This window comes from Octadecabacter ascidiaceicola, assembly GCF_900185015.1.
In the GTDB taxonomy this organism is placed as follows: domain Bacteria; phylum Pseudomonadota; class Alphaproteobacteria; order Rhodobacterales; family Rhodobacteraceae; genus Octadecabacter; species Octadecabacter ascidiaceicola.
This window is the reverse complement of the sequence record NZ_FXYD01000001.1, coordinates 794433-811479: the sequence shown is the minus strand read 5'-3', so window position 1 is coordinate 811479 and position 17047 is coordinate 794433. Positions and strand designations below refer to the sequence as shown.

Below are 17047 nucleotides of genomic sequence, written 5' to 3'. Positions count from 1 at the left end.
ATCACCAATATTTCATACGAAGAACCGACCGCGCATCATCACCGGCAGCAACGATTGCGTCTTCAAACTTTGGCGTCAGGTCGCTCGGACCTATTGCAACAAAGGAATAGCCCTCGGTCGGCACATCTCCGTCCATGTTCTGGTCGCCATCCATGTTTTCGTCGTGCATCGCAGCGACAGCATAGTTCCCAATCGGGAGATCATGCAAAGTAACAGAAACAGAACTGGACGCCGCCGGAACAAAGGTGAGAGTGACAGCGTTTTGAACGTCCAACGCCTCAAATGCAGCAATGATAACTGCACCATTGCCGTTCTGAATTCCATTCACGGTTATGTTGAGCGGTGCGGTACAAATGTCTTGCGCCATCACGCTTAGGTCGGTTGCGGCAATGAATGAAGAAAGTAAGGGCAGCGCAGTTCGCATCAGGAAATCAGTCTACTAATTGTCATTAGTGACAGATATATGCGGCGCACCCAGTATATTGTCAATAATGACAATTTAATGTTACCAAGACCTAACTGCGGAAATTCGTGCCGCCGTAGCGAATTCTAACTTGGTCGGCATGGCGACCATCGGCCCAACGTAAATGCTGCGCTACACTGTCAAGGTCCGCTTTGGGAAAGGTACGACGCGGAATAGTCGGGATCGGTCGATATCCGGTTTGAGCCAAACGCTCACGCACAGCAGCGATGTAGCGCCTCTGGTTCCAAACTGGATTGATTTGGGTGTGCATGCCTCTGCTGGTACAATAGAGTTCTCCTGCTGTGGTATTAAATGTGGTATTTATATTAGAATGATCGTTAGAAACGTTCATTTTCAAAAATATACGGTTTTGTGCTGCGGACTTAGCCTCTGCCACAACACCTAAAATCCAAACGGAAATTCCTTCGATGTTTCGACATCAGTACAATTTTTAGTTACTGGCGGTGGAAATCCTTCAGTAGGCGGGAAGCTATCGAGCCCTATTTCTAGACAAGTTGGATCGCGTTTTGTCGATTGTGCCGTTGTCGATTACGTCGACTGACGGTTGCCTGAAATCACAAGGCCTATTTGATCGATGTTAAAACCAAAGCGATGTGTTTAGCGATCTATCGTTCCCAGACGCGTACCAACCCCATTACGTGCCTGTAGCGCAAGCCACCAATCTTCGTTGTCGAGATACCACTGAACGGTTCGCTCGAGGCCATGGTGCAAGTCTACGGACGGGTGCCAGCCAAGGTCAGCGGCAATACGCGAGGCATCGATTGCATACCTTTCATCATGACCAGGGCGGTCGGAAACGAAGGTTATTTGATCGGCGTAGGGGGTATTTTTCGGGCGTTTTTCATCCAAAAGTGCACATATGGTTTTCACGAGGTCAATATTGCGGACTTCATTGCCGCCGCCGATGTTGTAGCTATGGTTTGCTTTGCCGGCTTTAAGAACAGTAAGCAAAGCATCGGCATGATCTTCTACGAATAACCAATCTCGCACGTTTTTCCCGTCGCCGTAGACCGGAATTTTTGTTCCGGCCAGAGCATTGATGATGACAACTGGGATCAGCTTTTCGGGGAAATGGTACGGTCCGTAATTGTTCGAACAATTCGTCAGCAAAACAGGTAGGCCGTAGGTTTCGCCCCAAGCCCGAACTAAATGATCGCTCGCAGCTTTACTTGCAGAGTAGGGGGAGCGGGGGGCGTAGGGTGTCGTTTCGCTGAACTTTCCAGTTGCGCCGAGGGAGCCGAAAACTTCATCGGTTGAGACGTGAAGAAAACGGAACGTGTCAGGGTGACCTTGGGCTTCCCAATGACATCGTGCCGCTTCGAGAAGGTTAAAGGTACCAGTGATATTGGTTTCGACAAAGATGCTTGGGCCGTCAATCGAGCGATCGACGTGGCTTTCCGCAGCAAGGTGGAGAACGGCGGTTGGATTATGTGTCTCGAAAATTTTAGCAAGGGCTGAGGGATCGCGTATGTCCGCTTTGACGAAGGAATACAGCGGGTTGTCTTGCACGCTTGATAGATTGTCGAGGCAGGCTGCGTAGGTTAGGGCGTCTATGTTCACAACGCGCATCCCACGTGAAATCGCCGTGCGAACGACGGCGGACCCTATGAAACCTGCGCCGCCGGTCACCAGCAAAGTCATGCGGTAACCTCCCAGGTAAACGGGCTTTGCAGGTCTACGAAGAAACTGGCCTGTGCATCTTTATCGGATAGGACGACGTCGGATGATAGCATACCCCAGTCGACACCGATACTAGGGTCATTCCAACGCAAACTATGTTCCGCGTGAGGGGCGTATTCGTTTGAACATTTATAAATGACTTCAGTTTCTGGCACGCGTGTCACAAAACCATGGGCAAACCCAGCTGGAACCAAAAGCTGGCGTCCGTTTTCAAAGCTCAGTTCAACCCCAACCCATTTGCCAAATGTCGGCGAACCTACTCGGATATCAACAGCCACGTCGAAACACGCGCCGCGCCCGCAACGCACCAGTTTTGTTTGCGCGTATGGTGGGGACTGGAAATGTAGCCCGCGAACCGTGTTTCTATTAAGGGAAAAGGAATGGTTGTCCTGCACGAAAAGGGTTTCAATTCCCGCGTCGGTGAGAGCGCTTTGATTATAGGATTCTGAGAAGAAACCGCGCGTATCCGTGAAACGATCCGGTGTTAAGATCAACACACCATCCAAGTCCGTTGTTTCAATTTGTACAGCCATTCTGAACCCTTCGCGCGCACCGATTTCTGCTACACAACGCTTGCATTTAAAAGTTAACGGATACGGTTTCAAAGTTAACGAAGTGTTACTCAGAGAACGAGCCAAGCGGAAATGCGGTCAAAACAAGAAATCGCCAGCGTCCAGTAAAGTGATGTCGACATTCTCTAGCAATACAGAGCTGTTCGAGCCTGTGATGATGATCACATCGCTACCGATTTGCGTCATTGCATTCAAAACGTCGGCATAGTTGGCGATTTGTGAAACAAGCGCGAAATCAATGCGTTCCAAGGTGTTGTTTGCGTCGAAATCTAAGATTATGTCGTGGCCGTGATTGTCTTCGAAGACGAATCGATCCGCATTGAAGTTGCCCGCGAGAATGTCGGCATCCGCGCCACCAACAATCGTATCAAAACCTGACCCGCCATAAAGCGTGTCCGCTCCATCTTCTCCTAACAGCATGTCATTGCCCGACCCGCCAAAGAAGCGGTCATCGCCCGTTCCGCCCCACGCAATATCGTTTCCGTCGCCACCAAAATGTCCATCATTGCCTTCGCCGCCTGACAATAGATCATTTCCGGTGCCGCCGAATAATCGGTCCAAGCCTTTGTCGCCGTAAAGGGTATCGTTTCCGTCATCGCCGTAGACATTGTCTGCTTGGTGGCCGCCATCCATGATGTCGTCTCCGTCGCCCCCGACCAATAGGTCGTAACCAGCACTGCCAAACATCGTGTCGTTACCCGCGCCCCCCCAAAGCCCATCGACAGTGATGCCGTAGTTGCTGCCTGCATCCATGTAGTCATCACCGTCGCCGCCATAAAGACGATCAGCAGTGGTGCCAGCCCATAAGAAATCATCCCCATTGCCACCGAACAACCAGTCGTATCCAGCACCACCGATCAATTGATCTGAACCATTGTCTCCATACAACGTATCCGCGTGATCTTCCCCAAACAGGACATCATTGCCTGACCCGCCGTGCAAAGTATCAAAACCGATGCCGCCAAAGATGTGGTCGTTACCTCCTTGGCCATCAAGGATATCACCGCCTCCATCTCCAGAGATTTGATCATGGCCCGATCCTGCTGCGATTGTGTCGTCACCTGAAAGGCCGAAGATCGTGTCGTTGGCGTCATAGGAGGTGATATTATCGGGGGCCGGAGTACCATTGGTCACGTTGCTGCCGCTTGACGGAGTCATGTTTGGCGTACCCAAACGTTGCAACGGGTCTGGCGCGGGGCCGGGAAGAACTGTTGGCGGAAGCTCGAGAACCGTGGGCGGAACGGGATCATAAAGTGACATGTCATAGAGCGACGGGTCAACGCCCATGCGATTGCCAACGATGACGTTCAAGTGAGTAAAATCATCGGCACCTAACGCGGTTCCATCAGCACTATGAACGTCGAGGACGGAGTCGAAAAATTGAAGCTCTGCGCCCCATGTGTAGGAGGTGATTTGAAGGTTGTTCAGCCCTCCGATCAAACTAAGTGCGGAAAGATCAATAACGTCTTCACTTGGGTCAAAATCGGTAATGATATCGGTGTATTCGTCTTTCACCAATATGAAGAGATCCGCACCATTTGCGCCGCTCATGGTATCGAGGCCGTCACCGTCCATGATGGTGTCCTCGCCGTTGTTCCCCCTCAGTGAGTCGTTGCCATCGCCGCCCAGAAGGACGTCGTCATCGGCTTGACCCGCTATCGTGTCATTGCCGCCGGTGCCATTCCTGACCTGACCGGTGTCGTTGAGGGTGACTTCATATTCGACCAAGTATGGCGCACCTTGGGTCGTTACGAAGATGCGCGCACCATTGGTGGTTTCGGTGGCGATGATGCCTGTGATCCCGTTCAAAGGCGAGTCGTTGCTGCCTGCAATCGTTTCGACATGTTGAAGACGACCTTCGCTTAACATCACATACAGGCTAATGCCATCATCCGCCCCCGCCGCAAGAACGTAATCCATGCCGTTCATCGTGATCGTCGTAACGTGAGATGCGGCCTCAAACCGTGTGTCGAGTGTATCAAACAGATGGTCGACAACACGCATTTCCTCCCCATTGGTCGAGACTTCCAGCACGGAAAGTGTGCCGCTCCCTGAGGAGGCAACGACTACGTACAACCCGCCATCAATGCCATTTACAAATGTTATCGCGCCTGGGTCGTTGACCCAGAGACCGTTGTCGTTGGTTAGGTCATGTTGATGAATAAGGTCGCCGCTGCCATCGTCACGAAATAGGGAAACGATATCTGATGCGCCGTAACTGACCAAAGCAATCGTGTCTCCGTTGTGGGTCGTCGTTTCGATATGCGTTGCAACCGCGCCGGAAAGGGTGCTTGGAACTGAGATGTTTTGGTAGCTTAGCGACCCGTTCGCGTTGAACGTCAGCTGCGCCAAGCCGCCATCATTAAGGGCTACGAGCCCGTTTGAGGCGCCATTCCAAAGGGCAATCGTGCTGATATCCGCGGCATCCATGCCCGACGCCGACCAATCCGTCGCGGTATCAAAAGGTGATGTGGTTCCGTCCGGAGAGAGTGCGATACCTTGCAAGTCATTGTCATCAAGCCCCGCTAAGAGCAGCTCAAATGTGTTGGCTCCTGTGGCACGGATTGCAATGTCTGTGGTTTCCAGCTGGAGGTATGAGGCATCAATTGCCCAAGCGCCAACTTCAACGCTATCGCCCGCGTCATTTCCCAGATCGAACGCCGTGACCCAGCCGTCGCCGCGCGTTGTGACAAACAACATCGGCCCGTCAGCAGTATCAAGAATCTGTGCGTCTGTTATGCCCACAAGCGGATTGTCCTCGATAGGACCGCCGAACACCGAGACGGCGCCATGAGCTGAAAAAGATGCAAACATCGCTGCCCCGAAAAGCCACTTCACTATGGGCATTTGTGCGGAATCGATAGGGTCAACGGCGGCGCGAAATCGGGGCGGAGGGGTGGCATTCCCGATGTATTTTAAGCGATCTTTCACGGTTTTTTGTGGCCCGAGGTGTTGCGCGAGCCGGAACGGGTGCGAACGCTCGGTTTCCGACTTCTTAAGTCGAAACTCAGACCGTGCAGCAAATGAACCTCAATACCATTTCTTGAACGCGCAAGATCTTCCCTTGAAAGGACGCCTTATGTCGGACCAATCCCCAATTCTATCAATGCCTTACATTCAGCCCGCACAGGCGCAAAAACATGTGACCCATAACGAAGCATTGTTCTTGCTGGATGCTGTGGTTCAGCTGGCTGTTGAGGACGCTACTTTGTCTGCACCACCGGCAAGCCCTGCACCGAACGCGCGCTACATCGTTGGTGGGTCCGCCACTGGGGATTGGGCGGGCAATGAGAACAGTGTCGCGCTTTATACCAACGGGGCGTGGACGTTCTTTGTGCCAATTGCAGGCTGGCATGCCGATATTCTGTCAACCGGTGCAACGTTGCGGTTTGACGGTACGGATTGGGTGAGCCCTGTAAGCGCCCCAATCCAAAACGTAGATCATGCCGGCATCAATGCGACTGCGGATGACACCAACAGGCTAACGGTTGCGGCCGATGCGACGTTGCTGACAAATGTCGGTGATGGGCACCAGTTGAAGGTGAACAAAGCGGCGCCTGCGGATACCGCGAGCCTTTTGTTTCAGACGGGGTATTCGGGGCGTGCCGAAATGGGCACCACTGGCACGGATGATTTCGCGATTAAGGTCTCGGATGACGGTGCGACTTACCGCGATGCTATTGTGGTCGAGGCCGACACGGGTGCTGTGCAGATGCCGCAGGGCCAGTGCTATTTGGAAGATGTGTTCATCATGAACGACACGTCATTCAACATGCCAATCCCGTTCTCGGACCCTGCGCGAATTCTGATGTGGCTGTCGGTTAATATCATCGGGCGGTTTTATCTATTTTCGATCACAGGGAACTTAAGCGGTGCAAATAATTTTGGTTCGATGTTTGTTTCCCCTCCGGGATCATTGAATTTCCTGAGCGGGCCATTGAACGGTACAACAGGCCCCGCCAGTTCAATCAATGTTTCAGTTGATTCAACGACTGCCACGAAACGGTTGTTTATCGAAAACCGCCTTGGTTCTAACCGTTTGTTTACTTTGTCCACGATGGGCAAGTAGCGCGATTTTCACCCTCAAATATTGATCGGAGAACGATATGACCAAGAAGAAAAAAACTGACGATTCCGCAAAGGAAACAGAGTACCGCATTTTTAACTTACCCGGTTACGGACGCGTGCGTGCGCCCGTGACCATGACCGAGGAAAGCTTGATCGAAGCGCTGATAGAAGATGACCCAGCGGCTGTGCCTAAGTAGAGGTTCGCGTAGGTTAATGGGTGTTAACCTTTGCTAAAGCATTCGGATGCAAGCTAAGGCTGTACTGAACGAGGGCCATTTAAACATGTCTAGGCGACGACGTCTTTTTCTAGTGCGATTTGGAAAGACTTGATGACAATTTTGGCCTTTGGAAGAACAGGGCAGGTGGCGACTGAATTGTCGTACCTGCCCAACGTTATGTGCTTTGGGCGTGATGATGCAGATCTGACAGATCCTGTGGCCTGTGCGAAACTGGTGGAAACGCATCGCCCGCGCGCGGTGATCAATGCGGCGGCTTACACAAATGTTGATCGCGCCGAAGTGGAAGAAGACATCGCCCATTTGGTCAATGCAGAGGCACCAAAGGCGATAGCGCAAGCCTGCGCCGACATCGACATTCCGTTTGTTCACATTTCGACCGACTACGTTTTTGACGGTTCAGGTCATGACCCTTGGCCGCCTGATGCGCGGCCTTTTCCGCTTAACACTTACGGTCGAACAAAGCTGTCTGGTGAGAACGCAATCAGTGAGGTTGGGGGACGGTACGTAATCCTGCGTACGTCTTGGGTATTTTCGCCAAATGGGGAAAACTTTGTGAAATCAATGCTTCGGTTAGGTGCGACGCGTGATGAACTCAGGATCGTGGCGGATCAGGTTGGCGGACCGACCCCCGCGCGAGATATTGCGCTGGCGTGTCACACCATTGCTAAAGAATTGATGGTCTCACCTGGTAAAGCTGGCGTGTACCATCTGTCTGGAACGCCGGACTGCAGTCGCGCTGATTTCGCCCGCGAGATTTTCACCATTGCGCAGATGCCTTGTGACGTTGAAGCCATTCTAACCTGCGAGTTCCCGACACCGGCTGACCGCCCCAAAAATTCAAGGCTCGACTGTGGCAGCCTAGAGCAGAGGTTCGGCATTTCGCGCCCCAATTGGCATTCGTATTTACAAGCTCAGTTAACCGAATGTTAACCGCGTATCGGCACTACTGCTTTCATGCGTAAAGGTATTATTCTTGCTGGTGGGACGGGCTCACGACTACACCCAATAACGCTTGGCGTGTCCAAACATCTTTTGCCGATCTATGACAAACCGATGATCTATTACCCGATCAGCGTTCTGATGTTGGCTGGCATCCGCGACATCGCGATCATTACAACCCCCCAAGATCAAAACCAGTTCCAACGCACCCTTGGCGACGGAAGCCAGTGGGGAATTTCACTGACTTATATTGTCCAGCCTTCGCCTGACGGCTTGGCGCAGGCCTATCTTCTAGCTGAAGGTTTCCTGAACGGTGCACCTTCGGCAATGGTATTGGGCGACAATATATTCTTTGGTCACGGATTGCCGGAAATCTTGAACGACGCGAACAAACAGATGAGCGGTGGAACGATATTTGGCTACCGCGTTGCCGACCCAAACCGGTATGGAGTGGTCGATTTTGGGGACGATGGTGTTGCGCGAAGGATTGTCGAGAAGCCTATTGAGGCGCCGTCTAACTACGCTGTTACGGGCCTTTATTTTCTTGACGCGGATGCACCCAAACTCGCCCGTGACGTTCGCCCGTCCCAACGCGGTGAACTTGAGATTACGTCACTATTGGAGATGTATCTTGAGGCAGGAAAGCTGCGTGTGAACAAAATGGGGCGCGGCTATGCGTGGCTGGATACGGGCACACACGCAAGTCTATTGGACGCAGGGAACTTTGTCCGCACACTTACCCAGCGACAGGGACTTCAGACAGGCTGTTTAGAGGAAATCGCCCACGCTCAGGGGTGGATCTGCGATGAGACACTCTGCGCCATTGCTGCGCAGTTTTCAAAGAATAGCTATGGTTCCTACTTGAACAGTCTGCTCGACTAAAAGCGCCTATTTAGCCGCGAGCGTATTCATCCTCGTAACGAACGATGTCATCTTCACCCAAATATGAGCCAGTCTGCACCTCGATAAGCTCCATCGGTACATGTCCTGGGTTTTCAAGTCGGTGTTTTGCACCCAAGGGAACATAGATCGACTGGTTTTCAGACACGAGGCGAACGTCATCTGAAACTGTTACACGTGCGGTACCCGCGACGACAATCCAGTGTTCGGACCGATGAACATGGCTTTGTAGGCTCAGCGACGCACCAGGTTTGACAACGATACGTTTAACTTGAAAACGGTCGCGCAAAGTAAGGGTTTCGAAGTAACCCCAAGGCCGATAGTCGCGCGGAAAAGTGTCGGCTTGGCGGACCTTGTGTTTACGCATTTCTTTCACGACGACACCCAAGTCCGCGACGCGGCTGCGGTCGGCAACCAATACCGCATCAGGCATGGCAATCGCCACGATATCGCTGAGGCCCAGCCCGACAATCTGCACATCATCGTTTTCAGAGCGCAGCAAAGTATTCGCACAATCAACGGCGAGGCTAGGGCCGTGGGTGCTGACCCCGTCGTCATCAGTGGGCATTTGCTTTTGGATGGCGTCCCAACCGCCAAGATCGGACCAGTCACCTTCGTGTTTGATGACCGCAAGATTGCTGGCCTTTTCCATGATCGCAAAGTCGATTGAAATATCTTCGCAAGCGGCCCACGCGGTTGGGTCAAGACGTAGAAAACCCAGATCGTGTTGCGCGGCAGAAACGGCTGTTGCTACCAACCCCAGCATATCTGGCGCATGTTTTGAAAACGCATCGACCAATGTGCTGGCCTTGTAAAGAAAGATACCGGCGTTCCAAAGGAACCGATCCGTAGCGAGCATGTCTTGTGCGGTTTTCAGATCCGGCTTTTCGACGAAACGATGTAATGCAGTGCAGCCATCCGCAGTCTCGTCCCCGAGTTCAAGGTATCCGTATCCGGTTTCAGGATGCGTTGGCAGGATGCCAAACGTCACGATCTGCCCATTGAGCGCACAAGGTACAGCGCGTTCAACGCTCGCAAGGAACGTATCGGTGTCTTTGATGAAGTGGTCAGATGGCGCGGCAAGAATGAGGGTGTCTGGATCATCCTCTATCACCTTCAACGCAGCCGCGAGGAGGGCGGGCGCAGTATTGCGTGCCTCTGGTTCAATCAGCACTGCGCCAGGATCAATGCCGATGTCGGACAGTTGTTGGGTTGCGGTAAAGCGGAAGTCGGAGTTTGTAACGACGACAGGGGCGGCAAATGCGGGCGACGTAAATCGGGACGCAGATTGCTGAAACAGGCTGTCGTTACCGATTAGTTTGGTGAACTGTTTAGGGTAGCTTTTGCGTGAAAGCGGCCACAGCCTCGTCCCTGATCCGCCACACAGGATTACTGGGGTGATGGGATGCTTGTTCATTGCGGTCACTCAAATACTCTTTTCGTCGCTGTATGGGCGTTTGGCCTGTGTTTTGCATAACAATAGGCCAAAGGTATGGCCAAATTTCTCACCCTCTTATTATTAGTTAACCTTAACGCTGTCTTAAGATTTCGTAGCTAGTTTCAGCTGATACGCAAGAAATTTGGACATAGTGCATGACGGCCAAAAGAACGTTTGGGAATCTGTTTTTAAGCATTGGCGCAATGAAAGCAGGGACCACGTGGCTCTATTCTGTGTTGGCGCGCCATCCTGAGCTTCATTTCGCGATGGAAAAGGAAATCCACTATTTCAATCATCGCTACGTCGATAACTCGCTATTAAGCGAGGAACGCCGATTGTCCGAGGCGCGCGAGCGGTATTTGTGGCGTTTTGACCCTAAGGTCGCCAATATCGATGCGATCCGCCAGAACTTGCATTGGGTGGCGGCTTACCTTGATCGGCCCGTTGATGATTTCTGGTATCGCAATCTGTTTCAGCTGCGAAAATTCCAGACTTATGCCTGTGATTTTTCCAATTTGAACGCGCATCTTCCTGTTGAGGCGTGGCCTGTGATTGCATCAAAATGCGATAGTTTACGTGTGCTTTTCACCATGCGCGATCCGGTGAAACGGCTATGGAGTCATACCAAATTTCACCTGCAGGTGACGGGCGAATTGGAGAAACTGGACAGTTGGTCGAAGTCCGAGTTTGAGGCTTTCATACGCCAGCCACATATTTGGAATAATGGCGAGTATGGTGCAGTTTTACGTCGCCTTTCCAAAGGCTTGTCGGGTGAACAGTACAAGGCAATCTTTTATGAAGACCTGCACGATAACCAGCGCAGCAGATTGCGTGAAATCGAAGCGTTCTTAGGTATTGCACCATTTGACTATCCGCAGGCCGCGTTGGACAGGCGGTTAACAGAAAGTAAAAAGCGTGAGATGCCCGGTTTTTTTGCGGATTTGGTCTCGGACGACGTCGCGCGTATCCGCAAGGAGGTTGAGGACGAAGGATACGTTTTGCCGTTGTCCTGGGGCTAAAGCAGCGCTTTGCACAGCATTCGGGCGGCTTTGTCGTGTAAAGCTGGACTTGCGTAATAGACGTTGAGTGCGCGTAAATTGTCAGGGCGGTTCGGAAAATTTTGCTGATCGAAGACCCGTTCGACAACATGGCTGTGATCATTGACAAGGATCTGTACCGGTTCTGGATTTAAGATGCATTCAATGACCTCAAACCCCATATCGGGCAGCTCGGAAACCATTTCGGCGGAAACCATGTGCGGGAATTTCCCGATTGCTGAGTTGCCATAGTCCAAGTTGTCTCCGGGGGCTTCGTTGGAGAGCCACAAGAAAACTTTGCGACCCGGAACTTGGCTTGCAAGGTCACGATGTTGTTCTACCCATTTCTCTTGCACCGTTTTACGTTGTTCTATCAATGCGTCTTCACCGTACTCGATTTTGAGTAGTCTGTAAGCTTCCTGTGCCATGAAACTCTCGCCTTTGCGCGGGCCGGATTGGAAGCACAGAACGCCGTTGTTGCGTGCTGTTTTGAAGACGCCGGCGCTCACGGATCGTGCGGACATGCTTTGCACGACTACCGTGTCCGACGTGGCCAGAAGCGCCATCAACTTCGGGCGTTGGAGATAAAACTCTACGCCAGCACCCGAAAACCCAAGGTTGGCAATAGGGCGTTCAAGGAATTGCCCGACTTGCCGTGGAAACGGGTCGTGCACGAACCGCCCAAAGGTTTGGGCTGCGCCGATAAAACTAATGCGATTGTCAGCGTGCAGGTCGCTTTGGGGCCCGCGCAGCGCAAGGTTCGGCAGGCCCGCGTCAAACCAGATGTCATAGTCAAACGCGTTGCGATCCGTTTTTTGGTAGCCCAGTCCCATATCAGCCCTCCTTCACAAAACGAGCGCAGTTAGCGCGTCGAGTTTTTCGACGTCAGTTATTTTCTTCACGTCCAGCGCGATCAACGCACGCAAGGCCATCGCAAATTTCACCGACGGAACGTGTTGGTAAGTTTCAATCAGGTGATCAACAGACATCGCACGATCGGTTTTCGTGATCCCCCCGCGCGAGCTCGCGAATTTCGGATCGGGCAGGGCTAGCCCCGCTGCATCCGGCATTAGGTCCTTTTGGTGTGGCTCCATCGGAACCGGAATGAGCGCCATTAGCCGCGCGGTCTCGGTTTCTGGTGAGGCGCAAAAACTGTCGTAGCTCACAATTCGGAAGTGAAACCGCCGTGCATTTTCACATATGAGCCGCAGTGGGGCCCGCTGCCGGTCAAAAAAATGGGCGACACTTTCCTCGGTGATATCGGTGAGTTTCTTTTCCTCCCAATGATCGCGCGATGCCTCAACTTGAGACAGGAATGCTTCGAAAGGACATCGCAAGATCAGAATGAGGCTGGTGTATGTACCGCTGTTTTGAACATTTTGGGCAAGCTCCAATGACAGCTCAACGTTCCGCAATCGGGTGGTCGTTTCTTTCAGGGCCAAGTTAGGTGTATCGGTGAAATCGAGGCTATGGTCGGCTTTAAAGTCGGCGAAGTCCGTCGTGCCATAACCGTTCGCGCGCCCGTGTTGATAGGGTTCATGAACTCCGCATACCGTCGAATGTGACATGAACGTATTGGCAATTAGCGTAGTTCCGCTGCGTGGTGGACCTATCAATAGCGTAAAACTCTTCGGCATGTCAGTCACAGTCATCGGGTCCTATTCACCGCGCTGCGTTTGAAGCAGATCACGCAGGGTGCGCAAAACCACGAGGTCATCTGCATTCTTTTCACGGAGCAGTTGATTTAGATTTTCTGACACAAGAATGCTGTTGGACTTGGACGAATTTTCGCGTGCGTGGACCCAATGAAAATCTGGGAAATCCGTACGCAATCGCTTGCTAAGCAATTGGATGGTTCCGTTGAAATCAGACACAAGGCCGATAACGCCGGTGGCATTGATCAGGCGAACACCATCAAACGCACGCATGAGTTCGGGCTGTTTGTTCTGGCTAAACGAGGCAAGCCGATGGGTCTGAAAGTTGCGGCACTGCCTGTCTTTCACGCGTTCCAGACGGGCGCGAACGTAGCCTTCAAAATCGTGCTGCTTTGCAAGTTGCGCCCCCCAACTGTCAGACGTTTGAGCGCGTTCAAACTGATAGGCCGAACGGATGCGGGAGACGGGGTCGCGCAGCAGCAATACGGGAATGATTTTCACGCCTTCGATTAACGGTAACGGCCCTTTCATTGTGTGGGACGAGAAGGCGCAAGCTTCCGGATTTTGGACAATCCAGTTTTCAACGTCAGGCGTGTTGGACGCCAACCCTGTATCAAACTCGGCGGTAACCCATGTTGTCCCGAAGTTGTGCTTCAGGATTTGGTCAAGCGACGTTCCGGCGTTCTTGAAAAGGTGATAATGCAAGACGACAGTGCGCTGGGGTGGTTTTGGTGTGCTCATCAATCTAGTCGACGGTGTTGTAGAGGTCAGCGGCTTCAAAAGCGGCCCGCATCTGGGCGCGGCCTCGGGCGAATGAAAACGCTTCGCGCATATAGGCTTGAGCGTTGAATGACATTGTGTGCCAAAGGTCATCGTCTTCGTTCAATCGAGCGATCGCGCTGGCCCATTCTGACGTGGTGTTCACGATGAAACAGTCATAGCCATTGCGAAGGCCGATCCCTTCGGCAGCGGTCGGGGAAAGGACGCAGGGAATACCGTGGGCCAGGGCACTTAATACCTTGCCCTTAATTCCAGCACCCGATCGCAAGGGGGCAACGAAAATGCGGTGATTGTCGTAGGCGACGCTGATGTTTTCGACGAAGCCCACGGGGTGAACGATGTCGCAGGCCAACGCTTTGATGTCATCATTTATTGCGGCGCCGTAGATTGACAGATCTATCGGGGCGTTGGTTGCGTTTGTAACGGCGGGCAAGATATCACGGACAAACCACGATACGCCTTCACCGTTCGGATGGTGACGAAAGCTGCCAAGGAATGACATGCCGCGCCGATCCTTAAGGGGCGCACAGGTTTCCGGCAGGTCAACAACCCACGGGCATTTTACGACCTTCGCAGCCCCATCTGAATAGGCCTGAATGACGGAATGTTCGACGTCATTATAGGACAGTACGACGTCGACATTGTTGATAATATCCATCTCATCCGTGCGGGTTTGACGCGCTTTGTCGAGCAAGGCTGGATCGTTTTCAGACTGTGCGGCACGCAGCTCACGAAGGAAGTGAAGGTCCGCGTTGTTGAAAAGAATCCGCGCTTCAGGGGCGAGTTTACGCAGCTGGCTTAATACATCGCGTGCGACGTAATAGCGGGTGATGTAGAACGCGTCGAATTCAACGGCGTGCTGCGCGAGGTATTCCGATTGGCTGAGATAAAAGGGCGCATAGATCACCTCAACACCCATCTTTTGCAGCTCTTCGGTGTAGCTTCCAAGGTGCGCCATATTGGACGGCAAAAAGCTGACCTTATAGCCAAGGGACTGCACCAAACGGATTTCCTGTATTGCGGCGTAGGATCCAGCGTCTTGATCCGGACGGGGTGTTGAATAATCGATGAACAACACGCGCCCAACAATACCGCGATCTTTTTCAAGGTCAGGCATATTGCCTTCTTTGCCGAACTTGGCAAAGTCTTTGGCCCAACGACGTTTGAATTTAGGGCGGTTCACTTCTTGGTACTTCTTGAACCCTGTCGTTACATCCGTGCCAGATGTCATGCCCTCAAAATGATAAACAACCGAGGAAGGGACGAACCAAGTGCTGTAGCCTGCCTCGCGCACCTTAAAAGCGAAGTCCGTGTCCTCAAAATACATCGGTTCCATGTAGGAGGAAAATCCATCCAGCGCGCGCCACAGATCTGCGGGCACCATCATTGCGGCGCCACACAGGTAATCCGCTTGGCGGGCATAGCTGAAACGCGGGTCTTCGGGGTTTTGGCGATTACCATAGTTCCACGGGTTGCCTGTGCCCCAAACGATACCGCCCGCGTCCTGTAATGCGCCATCAGGATAGAGCAACTTGGATCCCGCCAAACCGACATTGTCGAACCGATCAAACGCGTTAAGGAGTTCATCCAGCCAGCCGGATGTGACCTCAACGTCATTGTTCAGAATTGCGATGAAATCGCCCTTAGCCTCTTCCGCGCCACGATTGCATGACCGGATAAAGCGCTGGGCGGTGTCGTTGTGCAAAACCGTGATGCCGCTGACGATGTCTTCAAGATGGCGGGTGGCATCCGTTGACGCATCATCGACGACGATCACTTCAAACGTGGCATGGTTGTGGGCTACCAACAGCGAACACAGCGCAAGGTATGTGACCTCGACTTTGTTATGCGCGGGGATCACGACCGTAACCTTCGGCGCGTCAGGTCGCGTGAATTTCAGTGGTTTGAGTTTGACATTGTCATGACCGCCTTCAAGCACCGACATCGCGTAGGCAATCTGCGCCATATCTACGGACGGATCCGCAGTTTCCATATGGGCTTTCAGGCTCGCGAAGCGGCGCGGTGTTTGGGCGAATACAGTGGAAGGAAAGGGGGCGGCGGCTTCGCGTTGCATAACGTCTGCCGGCGTAATGATCGCGGGGGCGAGGTGCTGCGTTTGCCAATACGTGATCGAGCCCGACCGATCCTTGAAACAGAGGTGGCGAGTTGTGCCTGTTAAGAATTTAGATGGAAGGCGCACAACGTTGTGGCTTGCGCCAAAGTTGACCTGCTCAACAGGGGTGCCGTCAATGACGAGCAACAGTTCGACCGCTTGATCTGATTCAATGACCAACGTGTGGCCATAGTCTTCTTTTAGTGTCAAAATGGGGGGCGTGATGTTCAGCAATATCTGTTCGTTTCCGCCGACTGAAAGACGGATTTCGTCGCCATTCATCAGGTGGCTCGGAATGTCGCCTTCCATCCAAACCTTGGTGCGTTCTTCGCTGGGCTTGCCGATGCGGATCGGATCAACCAGTGAGGTCGAAGGAACACTCGGAACGCTCACGCGGGTGTCGGCTAAGAAGAAAAACGGTTCAACATCATGGCCGTTTGGCACGTACCCCAAGTACTCAACGGCAAGCCAAACCTGCCCTGCCTGAAAATCTTCAGGAAGAGGAATGCGAACGTGTTGGTAGTTCTCCCGTGCAATACCGCCTTTAAAGGCCGGATCAAAGGCAATGGAATGAGAGGTCGTGCGTTGCGTTTTTGAGCATGTGAAATGAACCAAAAGGTTGCCACGACCACGGTGTTGCGCGAGCCATGCTTCAAACACCATTCCGGTTGTCGCGGTTTCGATATTGATCGTGCGCTCGATCTCGATGCGACTAGGTTCGTCACGATTTGTCATCATGAATTGAACGGTTTGCGTTCCAGACAGCACCCAATCCGTTAGGTGGTTCACCCAGACTGTGTAAATTTCACCAGGTTCTTTTTCTTTCGGGTCAGACGAAATGGCGGCTGCCAATTGATCGACTTCCAAAGGAATATCTGCATCCATCGCATAGGTGGTTAATGGGTTATTACTGCTCGGGTTGAGTGGCGCGGAAATCGCACCAACTGAGACCTCAACACGAGATTGTGCCTGCACTTCAGTCACCGCTGCATAGACGGATCCATTTACAATAATTGCAGAACTGTCATCCGCTTTCGCGAGGGGTAAATTAACGCGTGGGATCATTTTGGTTACTTTCTAAGAGCCAAGTGCGCGCAATCGCGACGCAAAAAGGTTAACGGCACCTCATTTGCGCGAAGGGA

14 protein-coding genes are annotated in these 17047 nt (G+C 52.5%); 5 read left to right on the top strand and 9 right to left on the bottom strand.

All coding sequences use genetic code 11. The features are described 5' to 3' along the window. Position 1: 1 nt before the first annotated feature. The 4 genes from OCA8868_RS04020 to OCA8868_RS04005 all read right to left on the bottom strand — a co-directional run bounded on the left by OCA8868_RS04020 (position 2) and on the right by OCA8868_RS04005 (position 5550). A complete protein-coding gene (locus OCA8868_RS04020; RefSeq protein ID WP_093995220.1) occupies positions 2-424 on the bottom strand; it encodes a DUF2141 domain-containing protein in 423 nt (140 codons plus the stop codon). A 657-nt stretch (positions 425-1081) separates the two neighbouring features. Continuing rightward, the gene (gene rfbB / locus OCA8868_RS04015) at positions 1082-2125 is read right to left on the bottom strand and encodes a dTDP-glucose 4,6-dehydratase (RefSeq protein ID WP_093995219.1); all 1044 of its coding nucleotides are present in this window, start codon (positions 2123-2125) and stop codon (positions 1082-1084) included. Beyond that, complete coding sequence (gene rfbC / locus OCA8868_RS04010) at positions 2122-2697, bottom strand: dTDP-4-dehydrorhamnose 3,5-epimerase (RefSeq protein ID WP_093995218.1); 576 nt, start codon at positions 2695-2697, stop codon at positions 2122-2124. The genes rfbB and rfbC overlap by 4 nt, the downstream gene beginning before the upstream one ends. A 117-nt stretch (positions 2698-2814) precedes the next feature. Beyond that, on the bottom strand, positions 2815-5550 hold the full coding sequence (locus OCA8868_RS04005; RefSeq protein WP_179214766.1) for a calcium-binding protein: 2736 nt from the start codon (positions 5548-5550) through the stop codon (positions 2815-2817). A 265-nt stretch (positions 5551-5815) separates the two neighbouring features. On the opposite strand from OCA8868_RS04005, the gene OCA8868_RS04000 reads away from it, so the two are divergent. The 4 genes from OCA8868_RS04000 (at position 5816) to rfbA (ending at position 8864) form a co-directional block, all read left to right on the top strand. After that, positions 5816-6805, top strand: coding sequence for a DUF2793 domain-containing protein (locus tag OCA8868_RS04000; protein WP_179214765.1), 990 nt, complete (start codon positions 5816-5818; stop codon positions 6803-6805). 37 nt (positions 6806-6842) lie between these two features. After that, positions 6843-7001, top strand: a complete 159-nt coding sequence (locus OCA8868_RS16595; RefSeq protein ID WP_179214764.1) for a hypothetical protein — start codon at positions 6843-6845, stop codon at positions 6999-7001. Between the two features lie 132 nt (positions 7002-7133). Continuing rightward, complete coding sequence (gene rfbD, locus OCA8868_RS03995) at positions 7134-7973, top strand: dTDP-4-dehydrorhamnose reductase (protein ID WP_093995215.1); 840 nt, start codon at positions 7134-7136, stop codon at positions 7971-7973. A 24-nt stretch (positions 7974-7997) separates the two neighbouring features. Next, positions 7998-8864, top strand: a complete 867-nt coding sequence (gene rfbA, locus OCA8868_RS03990) for a glucose-1-phosphate thymidylyltransferase RfbA (RefSeq protein ID WP_093995214.1) — start codon at positions 7998-8000, stop codon at positions 8862-8864. A 10-nt stretch (positions 8865-8874) separates the two neighbouring features. Here the strand turns inward: rfbA and OCA8868_RS03985 are convergent, their stop codons facing one another. Next, positions 8875-10299, bottom strand: coding sequence for a mannose-1-phosphate guanylyltransferase/mannose-6-phosphate isomerase (locus OCA8868_RS03985; RefSeq protein WP_093995213.1), 1425 nt, complete (start codon positions 10297-10299; stop codon positions 8875-8877). A 224-nt stretch (positions 10300-10523) separates the two neighbouring features. Between OCA8868_RS03985 and OCA8868_RS03980 the strand changes: the two genes are divergently transcribed. Continuing rightward, the gene (locus OCA8868_RS03980; protein WP_245848023.1) at positions 10524-11339 is read left to right on the top strand and encodes a sulfotransferase; all 816 of its coding nucleotides are present in this window, start codon (positions 10524-10526) and stop codon (positions 11337-11339) included. On the opposite strand, the gene OCA8868_RS03975 is transcribed toward OCA8868_RS03980, so the two are convergent. The 4 genes from OCA8868_RS03975 to OCA8868_RS03960 are packed head-to-tail and all read right to left on the bottom strand — an operon-like array spanning position 11336 to position 16970. Continuing rightward, positions 11336-12190 (bottom strand): DUF6473 family protein, encoded by an 855-nt coding sequence (locus OCA8868_RS03975; protein WP_093995211.1) that lies wholly within the window; start codon positions 12188-12190, stop codon positions 11336-11338. The two genes, OCA8868_RS03980 and OCA8868_RS03975, sit on opposite strands and share 4 nt — an antisense overlap. Positions 12191-12202: 12 nt before the next feature. After that, a complete protein-coding gene (locus OCA8868_RS03970; protein WP_179214763.1) occupies positions 12203-13003 on the bottom strand; it encodes a hypothetical protein in 801 nt (266 codons plus the stop codon). A 12-nt stretch (positions 13004-13015) separates the two neighbouring features. Then, entirely contained in the window at positions 13016-13753 is a 738-nt protein-coding gene (locus OCA8868_RS03965; protein WP_093995209.1) for a sulfotransferase family 2 domain-containing protein, read from the bottom strand. Between the two features lie 4 nt (positions 13754-13757). After that, positions 13758-16970, bottom strand: a complete 3213-nt coding sequence (locus OCA8868_RS03960) for a glycosyltransferase (RefSeq protein WP_093995208.1) — start codon at positions 16968-16970, stop codon at positions 13758-13760. Between the last annotated feature and the right edge of the window lie 77 nt (positions 16971-17047).